Annotated in this window: 13 protein-coding genes and 1 tRNA gene; 8 read left to right on the top strand and 6 right to left on the bottom strand. The window is 59.0% G+C overall.

Translation table 11 applies throughout. The features are described 5' to 3' along the window. Positions 1-94: 94 nt before the first annotated feature. Positions 95-436 carry a hypothetical protein gene (locus ACO6TG_RS25940; protein ID WP_422375844.1) on the top strand — a complete coding sequence of 114 codons (342 nt, stop codon included), beginning with the start codon at positions 95-97 and terminating at the stop codon, positions 434-436. Positions 437-449: 13 nt separating this feature from the next. Here ACO6TG_RS25940 and ACO6TG_RS25935 read toward each other — a convergent pair whose 3' ends face one another. Further along, positions 450-1,046: a gamma-glutamylcyclotransferase family protein gene (locus tag ACO6TG_RS25935; protein WP_422375843.1), complete on the bottom strand. Its 597-nt coding sequence runs from the start codon at positions 1,044-1,046 to the stop codon at positions 450-452. Between the two features lie 34 nt (positions 1,047-1,080). Between ACO6TG_RS25935 and ACO6TG_RS25930 the strand changes: the two genes are divergently transcribed. The 3 genes from ACO6TG_RS25930 (at position 1,081) to ACO6TG_RS25920 (ending at position 5,622) form a co-directional block, all read left to right on the top strand. Next, positions 1,081-2,274: an aminotransferase class V-fold PLP-dependent enzyme gene (locus ACO6TG_RS25930; protein ID WP_422375842.1), complete on the top strand. Its 1,194-nt coding sequence runs from the start codon at positions 1,081-1,083 to the stop codon at positions 2,272-2,274. A gap of 239 nt (positions 2,275-2,513) precedes the next feature. Then, positions 2,514-3,908, top strand: a complete 1,395-nt coding sequence (locus ACO6TG_RS25925) for a diguanylate cyclase domain-containing protein (RefSeq protein ID WP_422375841.1) — start codon at positions 2,514-2,516, stop codon at positions 3,906-3,908. Between the two features lie 235 nt (positions 3,909-4,143). Next, entirely contained in the window at positions 4,144-5,622 is a 1,479-nt protein-coding gene (locus tag ACO6TG_RS25920; RefSeq protein WP_422375840.1) for a diguanylate cyclase domain-containing protein, read from the top strand. Between the two features lie 53 nt (positions 5,623-5,675). Here ACO6TG_RS25920 and gor read toward each other — a convergent pair whose 3' ends face one another. The 3 genes from gor to rpiA all read right to left on the bottom strand — a co-directional run bounded on the left by gor (position 5,676) and on the right by rpiA (position 8,570). After that, the gene (gene gor / locus ACO6TG_RS25915) at positions 5,676-7,052 is read right to left on the bottom strand and encodes a glutathione-disulfide reductase (RefSeq protein ID WP_422375839.1); all 1,377 of its coding nucleotides are present in this window, start codon (positions 7,050-7,052) and stop codon (positions 5,676-5,678) included. Positions 7,053-7,306: 254 nt separating this feature from the next. Then, on the bottom strand, positions 7,307-7,825 hold the full coding sequence (locus ACO6TG_RS25910; RefSeq protein ID WP_422375838.1) for a DUF2059 domain-containing protein: 519 nt from the start codon (positions 7,823-7,825) through the stop codon (positions 7,307-7,309). A gap of 52 nt (positions 7,826-7,877) precedes the next feature. After that, positions 7,878-8,570 (bottom strand): ribose-5-phosphate isomerase RpiA, encoded by a 693-nt coding sequence (gene rpiA / locus ACO6TG_RS25905; protein ID WP_422375837.1) that lies wholly within the window; start codon positions 8,568-8,570, stop codon positions 7,878-7,880. A 349-nt stretch (positions 8,571-8,919) separates the two neighbouring features. On the opposite strand from rpiA, the gene ACO6TG_RS25900 reads away from it, so the two are divergent. Together ACO6TG_RS25900 and gph are read left to right on the top strand one after the other, a co-directional pair. Next, entirely contained in the window at positions 8,920-10,563 is a 1,644-nt protein-coding gene (locus tag ACO6TG_RS25900) for a methyl-accepting chemotaxis protein (protein WP_422375836.1), read from the top strand. A gap of 82 nt (positions 10,564-10,645) precedes the next feature. Next, complete coding sequence (gene gph / locus ACO6TG_RS25895; RefSeq protein WP_422375835.1) at positions 10,646-11,323, top strand: phosphoglycolate phosphatase; 678 nt, start codon at positions 10,646-10,648, stop codon at positions 11,321-11,323. On the opposite strand, the gene ACO6TG_RS25890 is transcribed toward gph, so the two are convergent. Continuing rightward, complete coding sequence (locus ACO6TG_RS25890) at positions 11,310-13,271, bottom strand: DUF4139 domain-containing protein (RefSeq protein WP_422375834.1); 1,962 nt, start codon at positions 13,269-13,271, stop codon at positions 11,310-11,312. The genes gph and ACO6TG_RS25890 overlap by 14 nt on opposite strands. A gap of 142 nt (positions 13,272-13,413) precedes the next feature. Between ACO6TG_RS25890 and ACO6TG_RS25885 the strand changes: the two genes are divergently transcribed. Then, positions 13,414-13,488, top strand: a tRNA-Val gene (locus tag ACO6TG_RS25885). A gap of 86 nt (positions 13,489-13,574) precedes the next feature. Here ACO6TG_RS25885 and ACO6TG_RS25880 read toward each other — a convergent pair. After that, positions 13,575-14,372 carry an ATP-grasp domain-containing protein gene (locus tag ACO6TG_RS25880; RefSeq protein ID WP_422375833.1) on the bottom strand — a complete coding sequence of 266 codons (798 nt, stop codon included), beginning with the start codon at positions 14,370-14,372 and terminating at the stop codon, positions 13,575-13,577. A 201-nt stretch (positions 14,373-14,573) separates the two neighbouring features. On the opposite strand from ACO6TG_RS25880, the gene ACO6TG_RS25875 reads away from it, so the two are divergent. Beyond that, positions 14,574-16,430 carry a tetratricopeptide repeat protein gene (locus ACO6TG_RS25875; protein ID WP_422375832.1) on the top strand — a complete coding sequence of 619 codons (1,857 nt, stop codon included), beginning with the start codon at positions 14,574-14,576 and terminating at the stop codon, positions 16,428-16,430. Positions 16,431-16,471: the final 41 nt, after the last annotated feature.

Genomic DNA, 16,471 nt, shown 5'->3' with positions numbered 1-16,471 from the left:
ATTCAACTTGCGCCACGGCAACCTGACGCATTGATAGAAATACTGATATATGCAACAAAGTGCTGAATCACACTAAATAAAATTGGGGCATTAAATGATTGACGTAACAAAACTTTTTCAAACGGTAATAGTTGCCGGACTTTGTGCCGGATGTACCGCGACAGCTGCGGTGAAGGGCCAGGCCACGGATGGTTCCGAGACCTTTGACGGCAAGGCAACGGGTTACGTCGACGGTTCGGGAACCCTGGAAATCACAAGCAGCCGTGGCCGCGTCTGCAAGGGAAATTTTGTCTATATCACCTATCGGGACGGCGAAGGCACTTTTACCTGCAACGACGGCGCCAGCGGTCCGTTCCGCTTCGTTTCAACAGGAACGCGGGGCACGGGCAGTGGAAACCTGAATGGAAAACAGTTCACGTTCACCTTTGGCATGTGACCCCAAAGCAGCGTTACACTTTTCCCGTTAGATAACTGATCCCGTGGTCTCTGAGCTTGTCGTCTATCAACTCGGCAAGCCCGGCATCGAGCGTGATGGGCCTCGGATAATGTGGCCGTGTCCGGTCTCTCAGAACCGGCACGTGCCAGCCATCGGTCGTCTCCAGAAAATGGTCGATGCCGCGCTCCCCCCAGGTTCGAAAAAAGCCGGCCAGAACACAGTCCAGATAGCTCTGCAGAATCGGGTGCTTGTCGCAGCCCCAGCGCAGATGTTCCGGCGCCGCCTTGAAGAGGAACAGGTCCTTTGGTCCTGGTGCCTGCTGCGCCTCGCAGCGGAAAGAAACGCCAACTGCGTCCACTTTGACGTAACGCTTTTCCCGTGTTTCGAGCTCCGGCAGTCTCTCGCGCGGTTCACGGGCCATCACGCCCCAGATTTCAGCGCCCGGCTCGGGCCGGACCGTCAGCGCGCAGCGCCCCTGCCCGTCGTCCCCCTGACCGCAGACGCGCCATTCCCGCAGCCAGCCGGAGAGCCGGCCCGGCGTCACTTCAGCGGTCTCGGGAATGGTGTCAATATTGACGAGTGATCCGTATCCGAAATATGTGATCGTCATCTTGTTCTTGTTTCTTCAAGCGCCGGGAGTTGCCATGATTGTCCCTTCCCTGTCCCAGCAGGATGTCGAACTCTTGCGGGAAGACACTCCCGGTGTACGGCAGGTCCTTCACTTTAACAATGCCGGCACCGGCCTTGCGCCGACGCCCGTGCTCGACGCGGTCAGGCAACACCTCGACCTGGAGGCGATGACGGGCGGATACGAGGCTGCCGCCAGGGCCAAGCCGGCCATGGACACATTCTACACGGCTCTTGCGGCGCTGATCGGAAGCAAACCCCACGAGATCGCCTATATCGAAAATGCAACACGCGCCTGGGACATGGCCTTTTATGGCATCGACTTTCGCGAGGGCGATCGTGTGGTTACCGGTCGCGCGGAATATGTCTCCAACTACGTCGCGCTGTTGCAGATGAAGAAACACAAGGGTATCGAGATCGACCTCGTCGAAGACGATGCCTCGGGGCAAATCGACCTGCACGCTCTGAAATCGGCCATCACGCCGAAAACCCGCCTCGTTGCTCTCACCCACATCCCGACCTTTTCCGGCCTCATCAATCCAGCTGAAGAAGTTGGTGACATTGCCCGCTCAGCAGGAATTCTCTACTTGCTGGACGCCTGTCAATCCGCCGGACAGATCCCGCTCAACGTTCACGAAATCGGCTGTCACATGCTGTCCGGAACGGGCAGAAAATATCTGCGCGGCCCGCGCGGCACCGGCTTTCTCTATGTCAGCGACAATGTGCTTGACCAGATCGAACCGCCTTTCATCGATCTGCAGTCGGCCAACTGGCTTGACGACACCTCTTACGAGCTTGTCCCTCATGCCCGCCGGTTCGAAACCTGGGAGCGTTACGTGGCCGGCCAGATCGGATTGGGCGTTGCCGTGACTTATGCCATCGGCTTCGGCATGGAGCGTCTTGCGAACCGGACGTGCGCTCTTGGAGCTCAATTGCGCTCCGAACTCGCCGGCGTTGACGGTGTCACCGTCCATGACAAGGGCAAACGCAAGGGTGGAATTGTCACCTTTACCCTGGCTGGAGAAACGCCGGAGCAGACCAAGCTGAGGCTTGCAGAACAGGGCATCAACGTCTCCGTCAGCACGGCCGGTTCCGCGCGCATCGATCTGCCCCATCGCGGGCTCGACGCCGTCGTTCGGGCGTCGCTTCACGCATTCAATTCCGAAGAAGAAATCGAACGCTTTGTTAAGGCTCTTGGCAGAATTCAGTAGGTGCCCGTTCGGGGCCACCGGTTGCGCACCTGCTGTTAAAAGTGTTTCGCTAAGTTACGGCGATGCCATCCTTCAGGAGGGGTAGTGGATCCTTGAAAGGCCGGACAGACACTTCGGGCGCGACACCCAAGACAGCTGCAAGGCACGCACGAAGCGGGCGCAGCATCACTTTCTGGGTGTACCACCTGGCTGCGCTGCTTATTTTCCTGTCTGCGGCATCCCTGACATTCGTCGCTCACATGGCTTGGCGCGAAGCCGACAAGCGGGCCCTGGAAAGCGAACAGTTCCGTCTCAGCTACACATTGGAGAACGTCTTTCGCGAAATCGCACGCGATCAGATCGTGCTGGCGCAGTGGGACACATCCTTCAGCGCTCTCCAACCTCCCATCGACAAGGACTTCATCGAGGAGGAATTTGTCGATGAACTTGCACAGGATTTCGGTTTTCAGCGCACTTTTCTCGTTGGGCCTGACGGCCGTTTGCTCGCCCAGGCGGTTGAGGACAACACGCGTTTCGAAAACCTGCAACTGGCCCCCGACAATCAGATCCGCAAACTAGCCGAGGCGACACGACAGGCCTTTGAGGACCGGAAGGAATCCTCCAGTTCCGTCTTTGCCGAATGGTTTGTGCCGCAATCCGCGCTGATCGAGATCGCGGCGACCACCTATGCAGTTGTTGACGGATCTCCGGCACTGTTAAGCGCGATCCCCGTCCTCCCCGACGACGGGAATGTGCGTTTCACGGCGGACTATCCGGTCGTGCTGGTGAATGCCGTCTATCTCGACGACGCCTGGATTGCAGATCTGAACGAACGGCTCGCCTATCGGGATCTCACATATTTTGCTGGCGCACCAGAACGTGAACACCCGACCAATCATCTGATACACACGGCAGACGGCACAGTTTTCGGCTATTTCAAGTGGGACCATGCCAAGCCCGGGCGCGAAATCTGGATGATGGCTGTGCCCATGATCGTGGTCCTGGCGCTGATCACCGCCGTTGTCGCCTTTACCGCCGCAAACCGGATCAGCCGTCTGTCAGCCTCTCTTGAGGAAAGCGAACGGCGGAACCGGCACTTTGCTTTGCACGACCCGCTGACCGGCCTGCCCAACCGGCATCATTTCTCTGATTGCTTGTCTTTCGCGCTCGACGATCTTCCAGAACGCGGCTTCGCGGTTCTTGCCTGTGATCTCGACCGGTTCAAACCGGTCAATGACAGCCATGGCCACGAGGCAGGAGACAGAGCGCTGTGCGCGGTCGCGGATCGACTGACCCACCTGGTCTCTGAAAACGATGTCGTGAGCCGCATAGGCGGCGACGAGTTTATCATTCTGCTGACGCGGTCGACAGACCGGCAGACGCTATCGAGCCTGGCACAACAGATCCTGGCGGACATTGCCAAACCGATCGACGTCGGTGGCGGCCGCTCGGTCGAAATCGGCATCAGCCTTGGCATCGCCGCAGCACCGGAATGCGGCACGAGCGAAAAGGACCTGATCCGGATGGCGGACATGGCGCTCTATCGCGCCAAGGAAAAGGGCCGTAACGGGTTTGAATTCGCCGGTCCACACAGCGTCGAAGCCGCTCAGTCACGCGGCCGGATGGATCTGAAGACACAACCGGGCCATCGCTAGAAGTTGCAGGCTTGTTGCCGGCCTACGAATAGTGAAAAATATCAATGATGTTTGAGCAGCACGACCAAACATTTATTCGCACAATTCATCAACTTTGGTAATAGTCCCATCACTTGTTAATGTATTCACGGGTACAATCACTATACGCCCTGATTGTTAAAGCCATCGCCTTCGAGAAAGCCATTAACGAGTTCGCAATTTGACCGAGTTCCGGCGTAGATATAGCGACCAGGCCGTGAAGGTCCCACGGCAGCAAATCTCGCGACTGGCCTTCCTTCTGGCTGGCCTGCTGATTGCCGTGACTTCCATCTCGTTGCTCTTTGTCGGATTAGTGGCCTCACATGCCTCGAGACAGCAAGCCATCGCCAACGAAGAACGGCTGTTCCGCAGCGCCGTTGCCGACCACCTAAGGGCAATCGTACGAGAACAGATCACCGTGGCGTCCTCCGATGAATCCGTTCAAAAGCTGGTCAAGGGCTTCGATCCAAGTTACGCGCGGCAAAGCTTCGACGCGCTGTGGTCCACCTACCGGCACTCAAAGGTGATGCTTATTTCCGGCAGCGGAAACGTCATCGCGGAGTCTTTTGAGGACTACACCCACATCATCACCCGCCCGATTGCTGAAATCCCGGAATTGCAGCTGATCCAGGAGGACGTGAAACAGCTGTTCCTGAAAAACCGGGTCCGGGTTCCCGGCGGCTTCGGCCATCGATCCCTGCAAGGTATCGACCCAGGCGAATATGCAGTCATGGGGTTTGTCAAAATAGACGGCAAGCCGGCCCTCTTCGGTGCGATGCCGGTCATGCCAGACGAGTTTCAGGTCACCTTGCCGGACGGTCCCCCCACCGTCTTGCTTTCCGCTCACTACATTGACGACTTTCTTTTGCGTCAGCTCAATGGCCAGCTCAACTTCGCCGATTTTCGTTTTATTGACGGCAGCAGTTCGCTCGACGACGACCCGGGTCACGTCGTGGAAGACGCCAGCGGAACGCCCATCGGCCTGTTCACCTGGAAAAGCCAGACGGTGGGCGAATCCATCTGGCCAACCATCATACCGGTCATTGCCTTGCTCAGTGTCGCACTCGCCGCCCTGGCTTTCGGCATCGCCTGGCGGATCGGTCAGTTGACGACCTCACTGCAGGCAAGTGAGCGACAGAACCGCTACCTGGCGCTACACGACACGCTCTCAGGCCTTGCCAACCGGCTGCAGTTTAACCGGGTTCTGGAAAATGCGGTCAAGGAGCTGCCGGCAAAGCATTTTGCCGTCATTCACTGTGACCTCGACAAGTTCAAGGCCGTCAATGACACACACGGCCACGCCGCCGGCGACGCCGTCATCAAAACCATGGCTGACCGGCTGAGCAAGGTGGTCGGCCGGCCCGGCCTGGTCTGCCGCATTGGCGGCGACGAATTCATGGTCATCTACAGGGGCGCGACGGACAGGGTCAATCTGGAGGCGCTGAGCAAGGCCATGATTGCTGCAGGCAGCACGCCGATCCCCCTTCCCGAAGGCGCTGAGGCCCATATCGGCGTCAGCGTGGGCATCGCACTGGCTCCACAGGATGGCGACACCGCAGAAGAGCTGGTTATCCGGTCCGACGCAGCCCTCTATCATTCCAAGAAGATGGGGCGCAACCGGTTCACGTGTTACGGCGACATGCCCGACAAGACCGACGACCCGGACGACCTCCACCCGCGCCAGGCAACCGCCTAGGTCCGGCGCCGCCGCCCGGCCCTCGAGCCGGGTCGGCATGCGACACGATGTGATTACCCGCGCAAACGCTCCGTCGGCTCACGCATTGTGACTAGCTCTTCAGCCGCCGTCGGGTGGACGGCGATGGTCCTGTCGAAATCTGCCTTGGTCGCTCCCATCTGAAGCGTAACGCCCAGGATCTGCGCCAGCTCACCGGCGTCGGGTCCGACCACATGGACCCCGAGCACTTTCTGACTGTCGGCATCGACAATCATCTTCATCAGCATCTTTTCGTCGCGACCGGACAAGGTGTGCTTCATCGGGCGGAAGCTGGACTTGTAGATGTCAAGGTTCGGCGTGCGTTCCAGCGCTTCTTCCTGGGTCAGGCCAACCGTCCCCATTTCAGGCTGCGAGAAAACGGCCGTTGCGATCAGACTGTGATCCACGGTCCAAGGCTTGTTGCCGAAGACGGTGTCGGCAAAGGCATGGCCCTCCCGGATCGCGACCGGGGTCAGGTTGGCCCGGTTGGTTACATCGCCAACCGCGTAGACCGAGGGCACGTTGGTTCTGGAATCCGCACTGACCTTGATCGCACCGATACCATCCATCTCGACACCGGCCTTTTCAAGACCGAGATCGGTGGTATGCGGTTTGCGCCCGATGGCAAACATGATCTGGTCCGCTTCCAGCGCCAGGCCTGCCTTGGTGTGACCGACCACAGAACCGTCCGCTTTTTTCTCGATCCGTGAGAACGTGTCCTGACGGATGACCCGAATGCCCTTTTTCTCCATTTCCTGACGAACGGTGGTCCTCAGATCCCAATCAAAGCCGCGGAGAATTTCCTCGCCCCGATAGATCAGAGTGGTATCGACACCAAGCCCGTTGAAAATGCCGGCAAACTCGACAGCGATGTAGCCGCCGCCAGCGACCACAACCTTGTTGGGCAATTCGGCAAGGTGGAAGGCCTCGTTGGACGTGATGACATGTTCGACACCCGGCAGGGCCGTATCGACATTCGGAGATGCGCCGACGGCCACCAGGATGTATTTGGCCGTAATCGTCTGCCCGGTCGACAGAAGGCGCACCGTGTGGGCATCTTCCAGAACCGCACGGCTGTCATGGGCCTCAACCTTGGTGTTCTCCAGGTTGCGCCGGTAGATGCCTTCCAGGCGGGTAATTTCCTGGTCCTTGGCAGCAATCAGCCTGTTCCAGTCAAAACTGCGCTCACCCACAGACCAGCCAAACCCTTCCGCGTCCTCGAACTCCTCGGAAAACTTGGAAGCGTAGACAAACAGCTTCTTGGGCACGCAGCCACGAATGACACAGGTACCGCCATAGCGATATTCTTCGGCAATCCCGACCCTGGCTCCATGTGTTGCCGCAATCCGCGCGGCGCGCACCCCGCCGGAGCCGCCACCAATGACAAAAAGATCATAATCAAAGTCGGTCATGGCCGCCCCATTCGTCGTTTGTGCAAAAAAACCGCAGCGATATCTCGCCTTCCGTTCGACCGAGATAAGATGCCGGCGTCAACTTGCAAGCCCCAGGAAAGATCCGAACCGCTCACACGGCTTCACGTGAGCCCGGTATCCAAATGATTTGGGCCGCTTTCGCGGCCCTTGAAGCCAACAATGCGGCTGGCTTCACTTGTTCGTGCGCAGGTCGTGTGTCCAGGAGCTGTCGCGCAGCTGCCGGAGACACGGCTTCATTGTTGCGCCTGGCTCCGCTTTGCGAGCTCTTCCTGAACCATCGTCACCATTTCCGTCGAGATCTTGTCCTGCCATTCACGCGCGGCACCGACGGAATACCCGGTTACGGAGGGAATGGCGTTGGTCAGCTTCTTGCCGAGATCAGTGTTATAGAATTCGGCAAGCTGGATGAGTTCTTCCTCGGTGAACGCCTGTGCCCAGGCATTGTAGACCAGGTTGTTCAGCTCGGACCGTTTCGCTGCCAGTTTCAGGGCAACGTCCTGCGTTACCTCGACGATCTCTTCCGCGCGCGTCGGGTCCGACTGGATGAAGGCCGTCCGGGTCTGCTCCGCCAGGATCGGCAGGATGTCGTCGAACGGCTCCAGCACCTTCGTCGCAACGGCAACTTTCTTGGCCGCGTCAAGATGACTTTCGGAAACCGCATCCTGAGCGATGGCAGCAGTGGTCAGGAAACCGGCGGTCATCATGATGGCGCCCATGACTGCAGCCCGCGGGAAAGATTTGATACGCTTCATGTTTTTACTCCTAGGCGGCTTTCGTCGTCGTTGGGAAAGCCAAATACATCGCTTAGATGGGCAGAACGGTCTTTACCCCATCCGTGCCGGCTACGTAAGCCTTTGTTGCAAGTTCCAGAAAAAGACCGTGCTCGACCACACCTGGAATCGCAACCAGCCGGTCGGCCAGGGTTCCGGGGTCTGCTATCTGTTGAAGATGGGCATCGAGAATGTAATGGCCACCATCTGTCAGGAAGGGGCTCTCGGCGCCGCCCCTCAAGGCAAGCTCCAGAGGCAGTTCCATGTCTTCCAGAACCTGAAGGATGGCGCGCCGTGTTGTTTCCAGGCCGAAGGGAACGACCTCGATCGGCAGTGGAAACCTGCCGAGCGTTGCGACTTCCTTGCTGCCGTCCGCAATGACAATCATTTGCACGGATGCACCAGCGACGATTTTTTCCCGCAACAGAGCGCCGCCACCGCCCTTGATCAGCGCAAGTTGGGGATCCAACTCATCTGCACCGTCAACGGTGAGGTCCAGCTCAGGCAGCTCTTCCAGCGTCGTCAGCCGGATACCGAGACTTTCGGCGAGCTCCCGCGTTCTTTCCGACGTTGGAACACCGATCACGTCAAGACCATCCGCCACACGCCTTGCCAGCGCATGAACGAAGAACTCCGCTGTCGAACCTGTGCCAATGCCCAGCTTCATGCCGGAGGTCACGTCGTCCGCCGCGCGTTCGGCGGCTTGTTTCTTGAACTGGTCGCTCATCCCTTGTCCCTTCGCTCGCATTTTGCAGATTGCACGAGCCAGTGATCTTTTCAGGCCGCCGGGTGCTTAACATGGCCGGTAACTGCCGGTCCAGTGACATTCCCCACTTCATCGGGGAAACCGGGCGACGCCGCGGTAATTGGCGCTTTATTAACCATCATTTTAGATAGCGCCACGATAATGCTTCAAATTGTCTGCGGCTGAGAAAGCACCTCTTCACATGAATATCCTGCGACTTGGAGCCCGGCGAGAAGATAAAAACAACAACACCGCCAATAATTTAACTACCACTGACGTAATTGACAGTGGCCATAGTGGCGAGGTTAGCCGGAACACGGATGCCGAGCAGATGAGTTTTGTTCTGGACAGCCTTGAAGATGATCTTCAGGTCGCAGCCAAAACAATCAACTCCGCTGCGGAAAAGGTCCAGGACCGGCTCGTCAACCAGATGGAGACGCTGGAGACAATTCGAAGCGACAGCCAGTCACTCGCAGATCAGTCGGCCGTGGCGGAGGAAAACGCATCCGGCCTGGCAACCTCGATCCAGGAACTGACCGCCTCAAGTTCGGAAATCGGGACGCAGGTGGGCGTTTCCAACCAGCTCGCCCAGGATGCCCGTGACGTTGCCGAACAGGTCAACCAAGGGGTTCTGGAACTGAAACATGCCATCGACGACATTGCCAATGTCGTCAGCATGATCTCCGACATTGCCAAACAGACCAATCTGCTTGCCCTGAACGCGACCATTGAGGCAGCGCGCGCAGGTGAGGCCGGCCGCGGGTTCTCCGTTGTGGCCAGCGAGGTCAAGGCGCTCTCGGTCGAGACCCAATCGGCCACGGAACAGATCGTTGCCAATATCGACCGCCTGAACGCCTCCGCCGAAATGAACATCGGTTCGGTTGCCCAGATCATCGAGGTGATCGGCAAGATCCGTCCGAGTTTCGCCGCCGTGGAGGATGCCGTCCAGACCCAGGTGGACACGACCAACGAGATCGGCGAGCGCGCTCAGCAGACGGCCGAATTCGTCCAGCAAGTGGTTCGCACGGCCAGGACCATCACGACATCCGCCGAAACCGCCGAGGAAGGCGGCCGCCTGGCACGTGAGACCGGGGCAGAGATGAGTGCAGCGTCCGGTGCCTTGCAGTCGCGTTTCACCATGATGATCCGCCAGACGGAGTTTGGCGATCGCCGTCAGCATGACCGCCTCCCCGTCAAACTGTCGGGCAACGTCACCGCCGGATCGCTCAGTGCGCGGCTGGAGACACATGACATCTCGGAGGGTGGCACGCTGTTCCGGTCGGACATAGACGGACAGTTGAGGCCCGGCAGTTCCGTCAAGCTGGAGTTAACCGGTGTTGGCCGGGTCGACCTGAAGGTTGTCGCCGTCACCGAACACGGTTGCCACGGCAGTTTCGTAAATCCGGACCAGCGGTTCCAGGAAGCCCTCCACCGCAAGATCGCCGCCATTCACGCCAGTCACGCCAATGAAGTGGAGCGTGCGCAACAGGGCGCGGCCCGTATTTCCGCGGTGATGGAAGATCTGATCGCCCGGCGCCAGCTCAGCCTGGACGACCTGTTCGACACGGATTACAGGCCCATTGCCGGAACCAACCCGCTTCAGGTTGCCACCAAGGCGCTGACCCATCTGGAAAAGGTTCTGCCAGAGATCCAGGAAGACATTCTCGGCAACTGCCAGGGCATGGCCTTTTGCGCCTCCGTCGATCGCAACGGTTACCTGCCGGTGCACAATCTGATCTATTCTAAACCGCAAAAGCCGGACGATCCGGCCTTCAACGCCGCCAACTGCCGCAACAAGCGGATCTTCGACGACCGGGCGGGCCTCAGCGCTGCCCGCAACACCCGGCCCTTCCTGATCCAGTCCTACGCCCGCGACATGGGCGGCGGAAATATCGTCTGGATGAAGGAAGTCGACGCACCGATCATCGTGCAGGGCCGGCACTGGGGCGGGTTCCGGACGGCGTATAAGTTGTGAGCTGGGAAAGGCCTGTTTGACTTGCAGGCCAGTTCCATTCCGGCTAGTCAGGACTTCGTCTCTTACCGCTCTCGAGGGTCTCATGTCTGTCCTGGTTTTTGATCTGGATGGCACGCTGGTGTCGTCCATGGAGGATCTTGTCGCCACGCTGAATGTGGTGATGACACATGCGGGTCATGACGCGATCCCCGAGGACAAGGTGGCTCATATGGTGGGCATGGGCGCCAAGGTGCTGATCCAGCGCGGCCTCGACCACAACAACGTGTCCTGGACGGATGAGACCATCGCACCGCTGTTCCAGCATTTTCTGGAACATTACGCAGACAACAGCACGGTGCACACGCGCCCCTTTGACGGGGTGGTGCGCGCAATGGAGCGATTCCGCGCTGACGGCTGGAAGCTGGCGGTCTGCACCAACAAGGCCGAACGGCTGACCCTGCCGCTGCTTGAAAAACTGAACCTTGACCGGCATTTCGATGCCGTTGTCGGCGGCGACACCTATCCGACCGCAAAGCCGCATGCGGAGCCGCTTCTGGGGGCGATCGAACGCGCCGGCGGCCGTGTCAAAGGGTCCATCATGGTCGGCGACAGCGGCCCCGACATCAATGCCGCCCGCAACGCCGGCATTCCGGTCATTGCGGTCGATTTCGGCTATACGCCGGTGCCTATCCGGGAGCTTGGCCCGGACAGGGTGATTTCGCATTTTGACGAGCTGGCCGGTGCCGTTGCCGACCTGACCGCCCTGGTCAGAACGTCCTGATCTTGTCGCCGAGCGTTTCGCGGATTTCCTCCCGCCGTTCCATCAGGGCACTGATGTCCGTTTCGATGTCCTCGATCCGGGTCTCGGACTCTTCCAGCTTGCGCACCGCGCGTTTGTAAAGATCTGCGCCCGGCTGCGTGGCGGCCAGATTGGCCCTGTGACGGTCCTGGTCCTGGCTCTCCTGCTCCTTGTCGTACCGCAGTTGCTGGACCTGCTGCTCGATCTGCGCGATTTCGGTCTGCAGGTCCGACAACTCCTTCAGCTTTTCCGCAACCTTCTTGTCCGGCGACCGGCGGGAGAGATAAAGCAGGCGGTTGGCGTCGGTCGAGATCAGCGCATAGGTTTCCGACAAGGTGCGCTCCTGCAGCGCGACCACCGATTCCGTCACACCTTCGGCAACGTCAACGCGGAGCCGGTGATGGCTGACCGTGCTGTCCATCTCATTGTCCGAGGAGAAATTCCAGCCCGGGCGCTTGGCGTGCTCGATGATCACGGTGCGATCGCCATCCGGCGCGCCCTTGATGGCATAGCGCGTCACCGAGGTTTCGCGCACGATGGCCGTCAACACCCCGTCGGCCACCTTGATCGAGGTGATCTGGTTGTCACCGGTTGCACTCTGGGCGATCCGGACCTTCTTGTCGGTTGCAAAACTCGCCATCCGGCTTTCACCTGACGGCATGCCGTTGATCTGAGCATCGCCGACATAACCTTCAGTCTCGTCATAGACGGTCAGAATGCCCTTGGGCAGGCTGGTCTCGGTCTCGTTGTTGATCAGGATGGCGGCGATGGGGTGGGACAGACCGCTTTCCGGCTGGAAGACGGAGACGGTTTCGGCGGAGACCACCTTGTCGACAATCGGTGCGGACAACGTCTCACCGCTGTCCAGCGACACTTTCCAGGGCAAGGTGAAGGAGGCTGTCACGGCGCCCTCGACCGCCTCGCCGACATTGGCGTCGGCCATCTTCCGGGTGACCGGGCGCGGTGCGGCCGCAGGTGCAGCAAAGGCGGCGATCTGGGACCGGCTTTCCAGAACCGCTTCGCTTTCTGCAACGTCGAAGACCGGTTCGGCGCCGGTATCGGTCGGCGGCACATAGCCCTCGGACACATCGATGGGCACTTCCCGGCGCTGTTTCCAGTAGAGGTCATGCAACCGCTGCTTCAGGGTCACCGGCGCGCCGGAGGAGAGTGTCACTTCGACATTGTCCCAGTCCTCGCCGCTGGCATTCTCCAGAACCGCCCAGGCCTGCAGCCGGGCCTTGTCATCGGCGAGCGTCACGACGCGATAGGCGGTTTTCCAGATCGGTGCCGGTACAACGTAGGAAACGGCAACTTCCCGCGCCCCCTCGCCGGCCACCTTGAGCGCGACATTGCGCGCGCCGTCCGCCTTGCCCGAGCCGACGGCGTTCAGGGCGCGGGCCACCTTCTGGCTGATGTCCTCATCGAGAAACGACACCTCGGTATCTGCGCGGAGCTCCACCCCGGTGATGCGCCCGTCGCTGAGGACCGAAACCACAAAAGCCTGCCCCTTGTCGCCCTGATCACGCGCGGAAACGCCAAGCACCAGACCTTCGACGGACGACCCGGCCCGGTCCAGCCGCACCCGGGTGCCCTGCAGTGCTGACAGAAGTCGTGCCGGTGATTGAAGATCCTCGACCGAAAAGGGCAGGTTCTTGAATGTTTCGGCAAGCGGATTGGGTCCGGGCAAGGTGATGCCTTCAACCACGCCGGCCTCATCGAAGACAACAATGCTTTTCAGAACGTCGTTCACCTGATCGAGCGGCACTGTCATGTTGATCAGACCCGCACTGTCGATATCCGCCTTGCGCACGATTTCGGCTAGCCCGCCGGAGGACAGCGTGATCGAGGTGATCGGGCCGTTGTCGGCCGCAAGACCTGCGGTCGGGGCAAGCAGGCACAGGAAAAGGGCTGTGGACGTGCGGAATTGCATTCAAATGTCTCCTAAAAAAACGTGTTGGCGGATCGTCCGCCCAAATTAAGGCCTTTTCGGGAAGGTCTCTTTTGTTCCTGACAAAAAGGACTTGCCAAGTCGCACCCCATCCCTTAGACAGCCGCACACCACGCGATTGCGAGGGCGATTAGCTCAGCGGGAGAGCACTCCCTTCACACGGGAGGGGTCACTGGTTCAATCCCAGTATCGCCCACCATTCCTCACGACATTTTCGGCAAGCTGCAAGGGCATCGCACGCGTCCGGTCCGTTGCGCTCGGATCATCAGCCGGAGTTTGCCTCCTCTACCGGCCGCCGCCATGTGGAGGCAAGGCCTCGATCGCGACAACAAGCTTCTGCAAGTCGGCGGCATAGAACCCTGCTGCATTGAGGCAATTGGTTTCCAGGAGTTTCAGCCCGTCTTCCGTCAGGCAAACGTCCAGCACATAAGCCTGAGCATATGACGGATTAAGCGCGACCATCTGACGGGCGAATTCGTATGCTTCTGGATCGATCTCTGGACGATAGACCACCCGGCTGCCTTCTTTGTACAGCGAATAGGTCACGATCCGGTTGTCGACCACCCAGAGCCGCCATTCCTTCAGGATCCGCACCGGACGCGTGAGCATCAGTTCCGTGTCGTGCCGCAAGGAGCCCATCGGGATCTCGTCTTCGTCAAGCGCGAGCACCCGGTCGGCGAGAGCGATGATTTCCGAGGAGGATTTGACGTTTCCCGGCTCCTGCTTGGCATCATCCACCGGACGCAGGAACCAGTCGCGCGTCTCCCCGGCGAGACGTTTCGGGATGTCTTTCAACTGCAGGATCAACGCATCAGGGCCGTTCAGCAGGTAAGGGTGCCAACAGGCCTGGTGCAGAAACGGTGACAACCTGAAGACCCCCGGCCGGTAGTCCATGCGCTCTGCGTATCGCCACAGCGTGTAGGAGCCGAACAGCACGACATTGTTGCGTTCGGCAACAACCGGCTCCGGCTCAAGATCGCCGACAAACGGCACGACCTTGTGCCAGCTATAGGATACTCCGAGCCGGTCGAGTGCCTCAGACAGTTTTGCCGTATCCTCGAACTTCTGCAGGATCCACTGCACGCTCATCTCCGCCAAGCAGGTTTCGGGGTGTCCGTCTTGCGCTGCCCCTGTCTGTTTGTTCCAAATTTGCGGTCCGGAACCGAATTGGTGGCGAACCGCAGGCAAATCCCCAGGCGATTACGCCTGATTGCAGCACCGGCCTGCCAATCCACTACCATCCTGTTATGGTTTGTCCATGATTCTTCAAGAAGCAGAGATGCCATGGCCATTCAGACCGCCCCTCAGAAAAAGGTTCTTGAAAAGCTCCTCAAGGGTGTGACTCACCAAAAGGCTGGCGAGCTTGAAAAAGCGCAGCGCTGCTATCAGCAAGTGCTCAAGAAAGTGCCGAACCATCCCGATGCCCTCAACCTGCTCGGGGTGAGCTACCGTCAGCTCGGCTTTCCGAAACGCGCAATCGAACTCATCCAGAGAGCCATTGCCGCCAATCCCAACGAGGCGTCGTTCTATACCAATCTCGCACGCGCCATGATGGATCTCGGCGCGGAGGCTGACACATTACTGGCGCTCAGCAACAAGGCCCTGTCGCTCAAGCCCAGTGAGCGCGAAGCGCGCAACATCAAGGGCATTGCCCTCACAAAAAAAGGGGAGTTCCAGGAGGCCGAATACCTGTTTCAGGGCCTCATCGTCGAGTTTCCGGACTATGTGGATGCCTACCAGAATTTCGGCATGCTGCTGATGGATGCCGGACAGGAGGAACACGCGGTCAATTTCTTCACGAAAGCCGTGATGATGGAACCGAACAATCCCAACAACTTCATCCAGCGGGCCCGGGCTCGCCTGAAACTGAAACAATACGAACCGTCGCAATACGAATTGTCGGAGGCGCTGGAAAGGTTCCCGGGAAACAGCGAAGTCGAACACGAAGCCGCACGCCTGTTGTTCAGCATGAACGAGGCCCGCAAGAGCGTCGAATACGCTCAAAAATCCCTAAAATCCGATCCGACAAACCACCACAAGGCCATCACGCTTGGTGTCTCCTACCTCATGAACCGGCAAACCAAGGAGGCGCTCGAAACCCTTAAACTGGCCAAGAAGTATGCGCCGGCAGATAACAAGACCGTCGACTGGAACCTGTCGCTCGCCTATCTGTCCAATGGCGATCTGAAAAACGGCTGGGCGTTGCACAAGGCCCGTTTCGAAGACAAGGGCGCCAAGGTGCATGACCGGACATTCGATGTGCCGGCCTGGCAAGGAGAGGACATCTCTGACAAGACCGTTCTGGTCTGGACGGACCAGGGACTCGGCGATGCGGTACGCGCCGGAACAATGTTGCCGGAATTGATCGAACGGGCCGGCAAGGTCATCGTTGAGTTGTCGGAAAAAGGGGCAGCTTTTTTTCAATATTCCTTTCCGCAGACCCTTTGTCGAAAGTCCCATATGGACAAGGATCTGCACGCAACGATCTGCGACTACGACCTGCACGCCAACATCACCGACATGGTCGATTTCTTTCGCCCTGACCTGGAGTCGTTCAAGACGGCGCCCTGGCCCGTTTTCTCCTTCGAGAAAGAACGCGCCAGATCCTACCTCGAACGGCTTGAAGGGTATGAGAACAAACCGGTGATCGGCATCTCCTGGCGGTCCAAGAACCTTGCCCCGAACAGGGCGCGCTACTACCTCTCCGCACCCGGGATCGCACCCGTAATTGCAGCGAAGGATGCCATCTTCGTCAACTTGCAGTACAAGGCCGTCGACAAAGAGGTCGCCTTCTTCAATGAGAAGTTCGGGGATAAATTCGTCTTCTACGATGATATCGACCTGTTTGACGATCTGCTTGGTGCAGCCGCTCTGACAGCCTGTTGCGACTTCGTGGTCTCAGCAAATACCAGCGTTGCGGACATGGCCGGCCTTATGGATGTTCCAAGCATTCGCTTCGGCCAGCACGAGGCGGTCTTGAATCTCGGGCAGAACAACCCGCCCTGGTATCGTTCTGTCACCTATATGCACCCTTATACGGACCGCCCCTGCGCAGAATTTGTGCCGGAAATCATCGCGGAAATGAACCGGCAACTCGAAGACTGGTCGCCGGAACGACGCAACAAGAGGCTCGGGCTCTAGCGCCCTTTTCTCCCTCATCGAACCCGGCAGGACACATGGCG

The sequence above is a fragment of the Roseibium sp. genome (assembly GCF_965233565.1).
GTDB lineage: Bacteria > Pseudomonadota > Alphaproteobacteria > Rhizobiales > Stappiaceae > Roseibium.
The sequence above is the reverse complement of the archived record's forward strand: the minus strand, read 5'-3'. Positions and strand labels throughout refer to the sequence as shown.

Bases quoted from the DNA above. Each gene is read 5' to 3' on its own strand.
- gor (WP_422375839.1), bottom strand. From the start codon at position 7,052: ATGACCGACTTTGATTATGATCTTTTTGTCATTGGTGGCGGCTCCGGC.
- ACO6TG_RS25930 (WP_422375842.1), top strand. From the start codon at position 1,081: ATGATTGTCCCTTCCCTGTCCCAGCAGGATGTCGAACTCTTGCGGGAA.
- ACO6TG_RS25900 (WP_422375836.1), top strand. From the start codon at position 8,920: ATGAGTTTTGTTCTGGACAGCCTTGAAGATGATCTTCAGGTCGCAGCC.
- ACO6TG_RS25925 (WP_422375841.1), top strand. From the start codon at position 2,514: ATGGCTTGGCGCGAAGCCGACAAGCGGGCCCTGGAAAGCGAACAGTTC.
- ACO6TG_RS25935 (WP_422375843.1), bottom strand. From the start codon at position 1,046: ATGACGATCACATATTTCGGATACGGATCACTCGTCAATATTGACACC.
- ACO6TG_RS25875 (WP_422375832.1), top strand. From the start codon at position 14,574: ATGGCCATTCAGACCGCCCCTCAGAAAAAGGTTCTTGAAAAGCTCCTC.
- rpiA (WP_422375837.1), bottom strand. From the start codon at position 8,570: ATGAGCGACCAGTTCAAGAAACAAGCCGCCGAACGCGCGGCGGACGAC.
- ACO6TG_RS25940 (WP_422375844.1), top strand. From the start codon at position 95: ATGATTGACGTAACAAAACTTTTTCAAACGGTAATAGTTGCCGGACTT.
- ACO6TG_RS25910 (WP_422375838.1), bottom strand. From the start codon at position 7,825: ATGAAGCGTATCAAATCTTTCCCGCGGGCTGCAGTCATGGGCGCCATC.
- ACO6TG_RS25890 (WP_422375834.1), bottom strand. From the start codon at position 13,271: ATGCAATTCCGCACGTCCACAGCCCTTTTCCTGTGCCTGCTTGCCCCG.
- gph (WP_422375835.1), top strand. From the start codon at position 10,646: ATGTCTGTCCTGGTTTTTGATCTGGATGGCACGCTGGTGTCGTCCATG.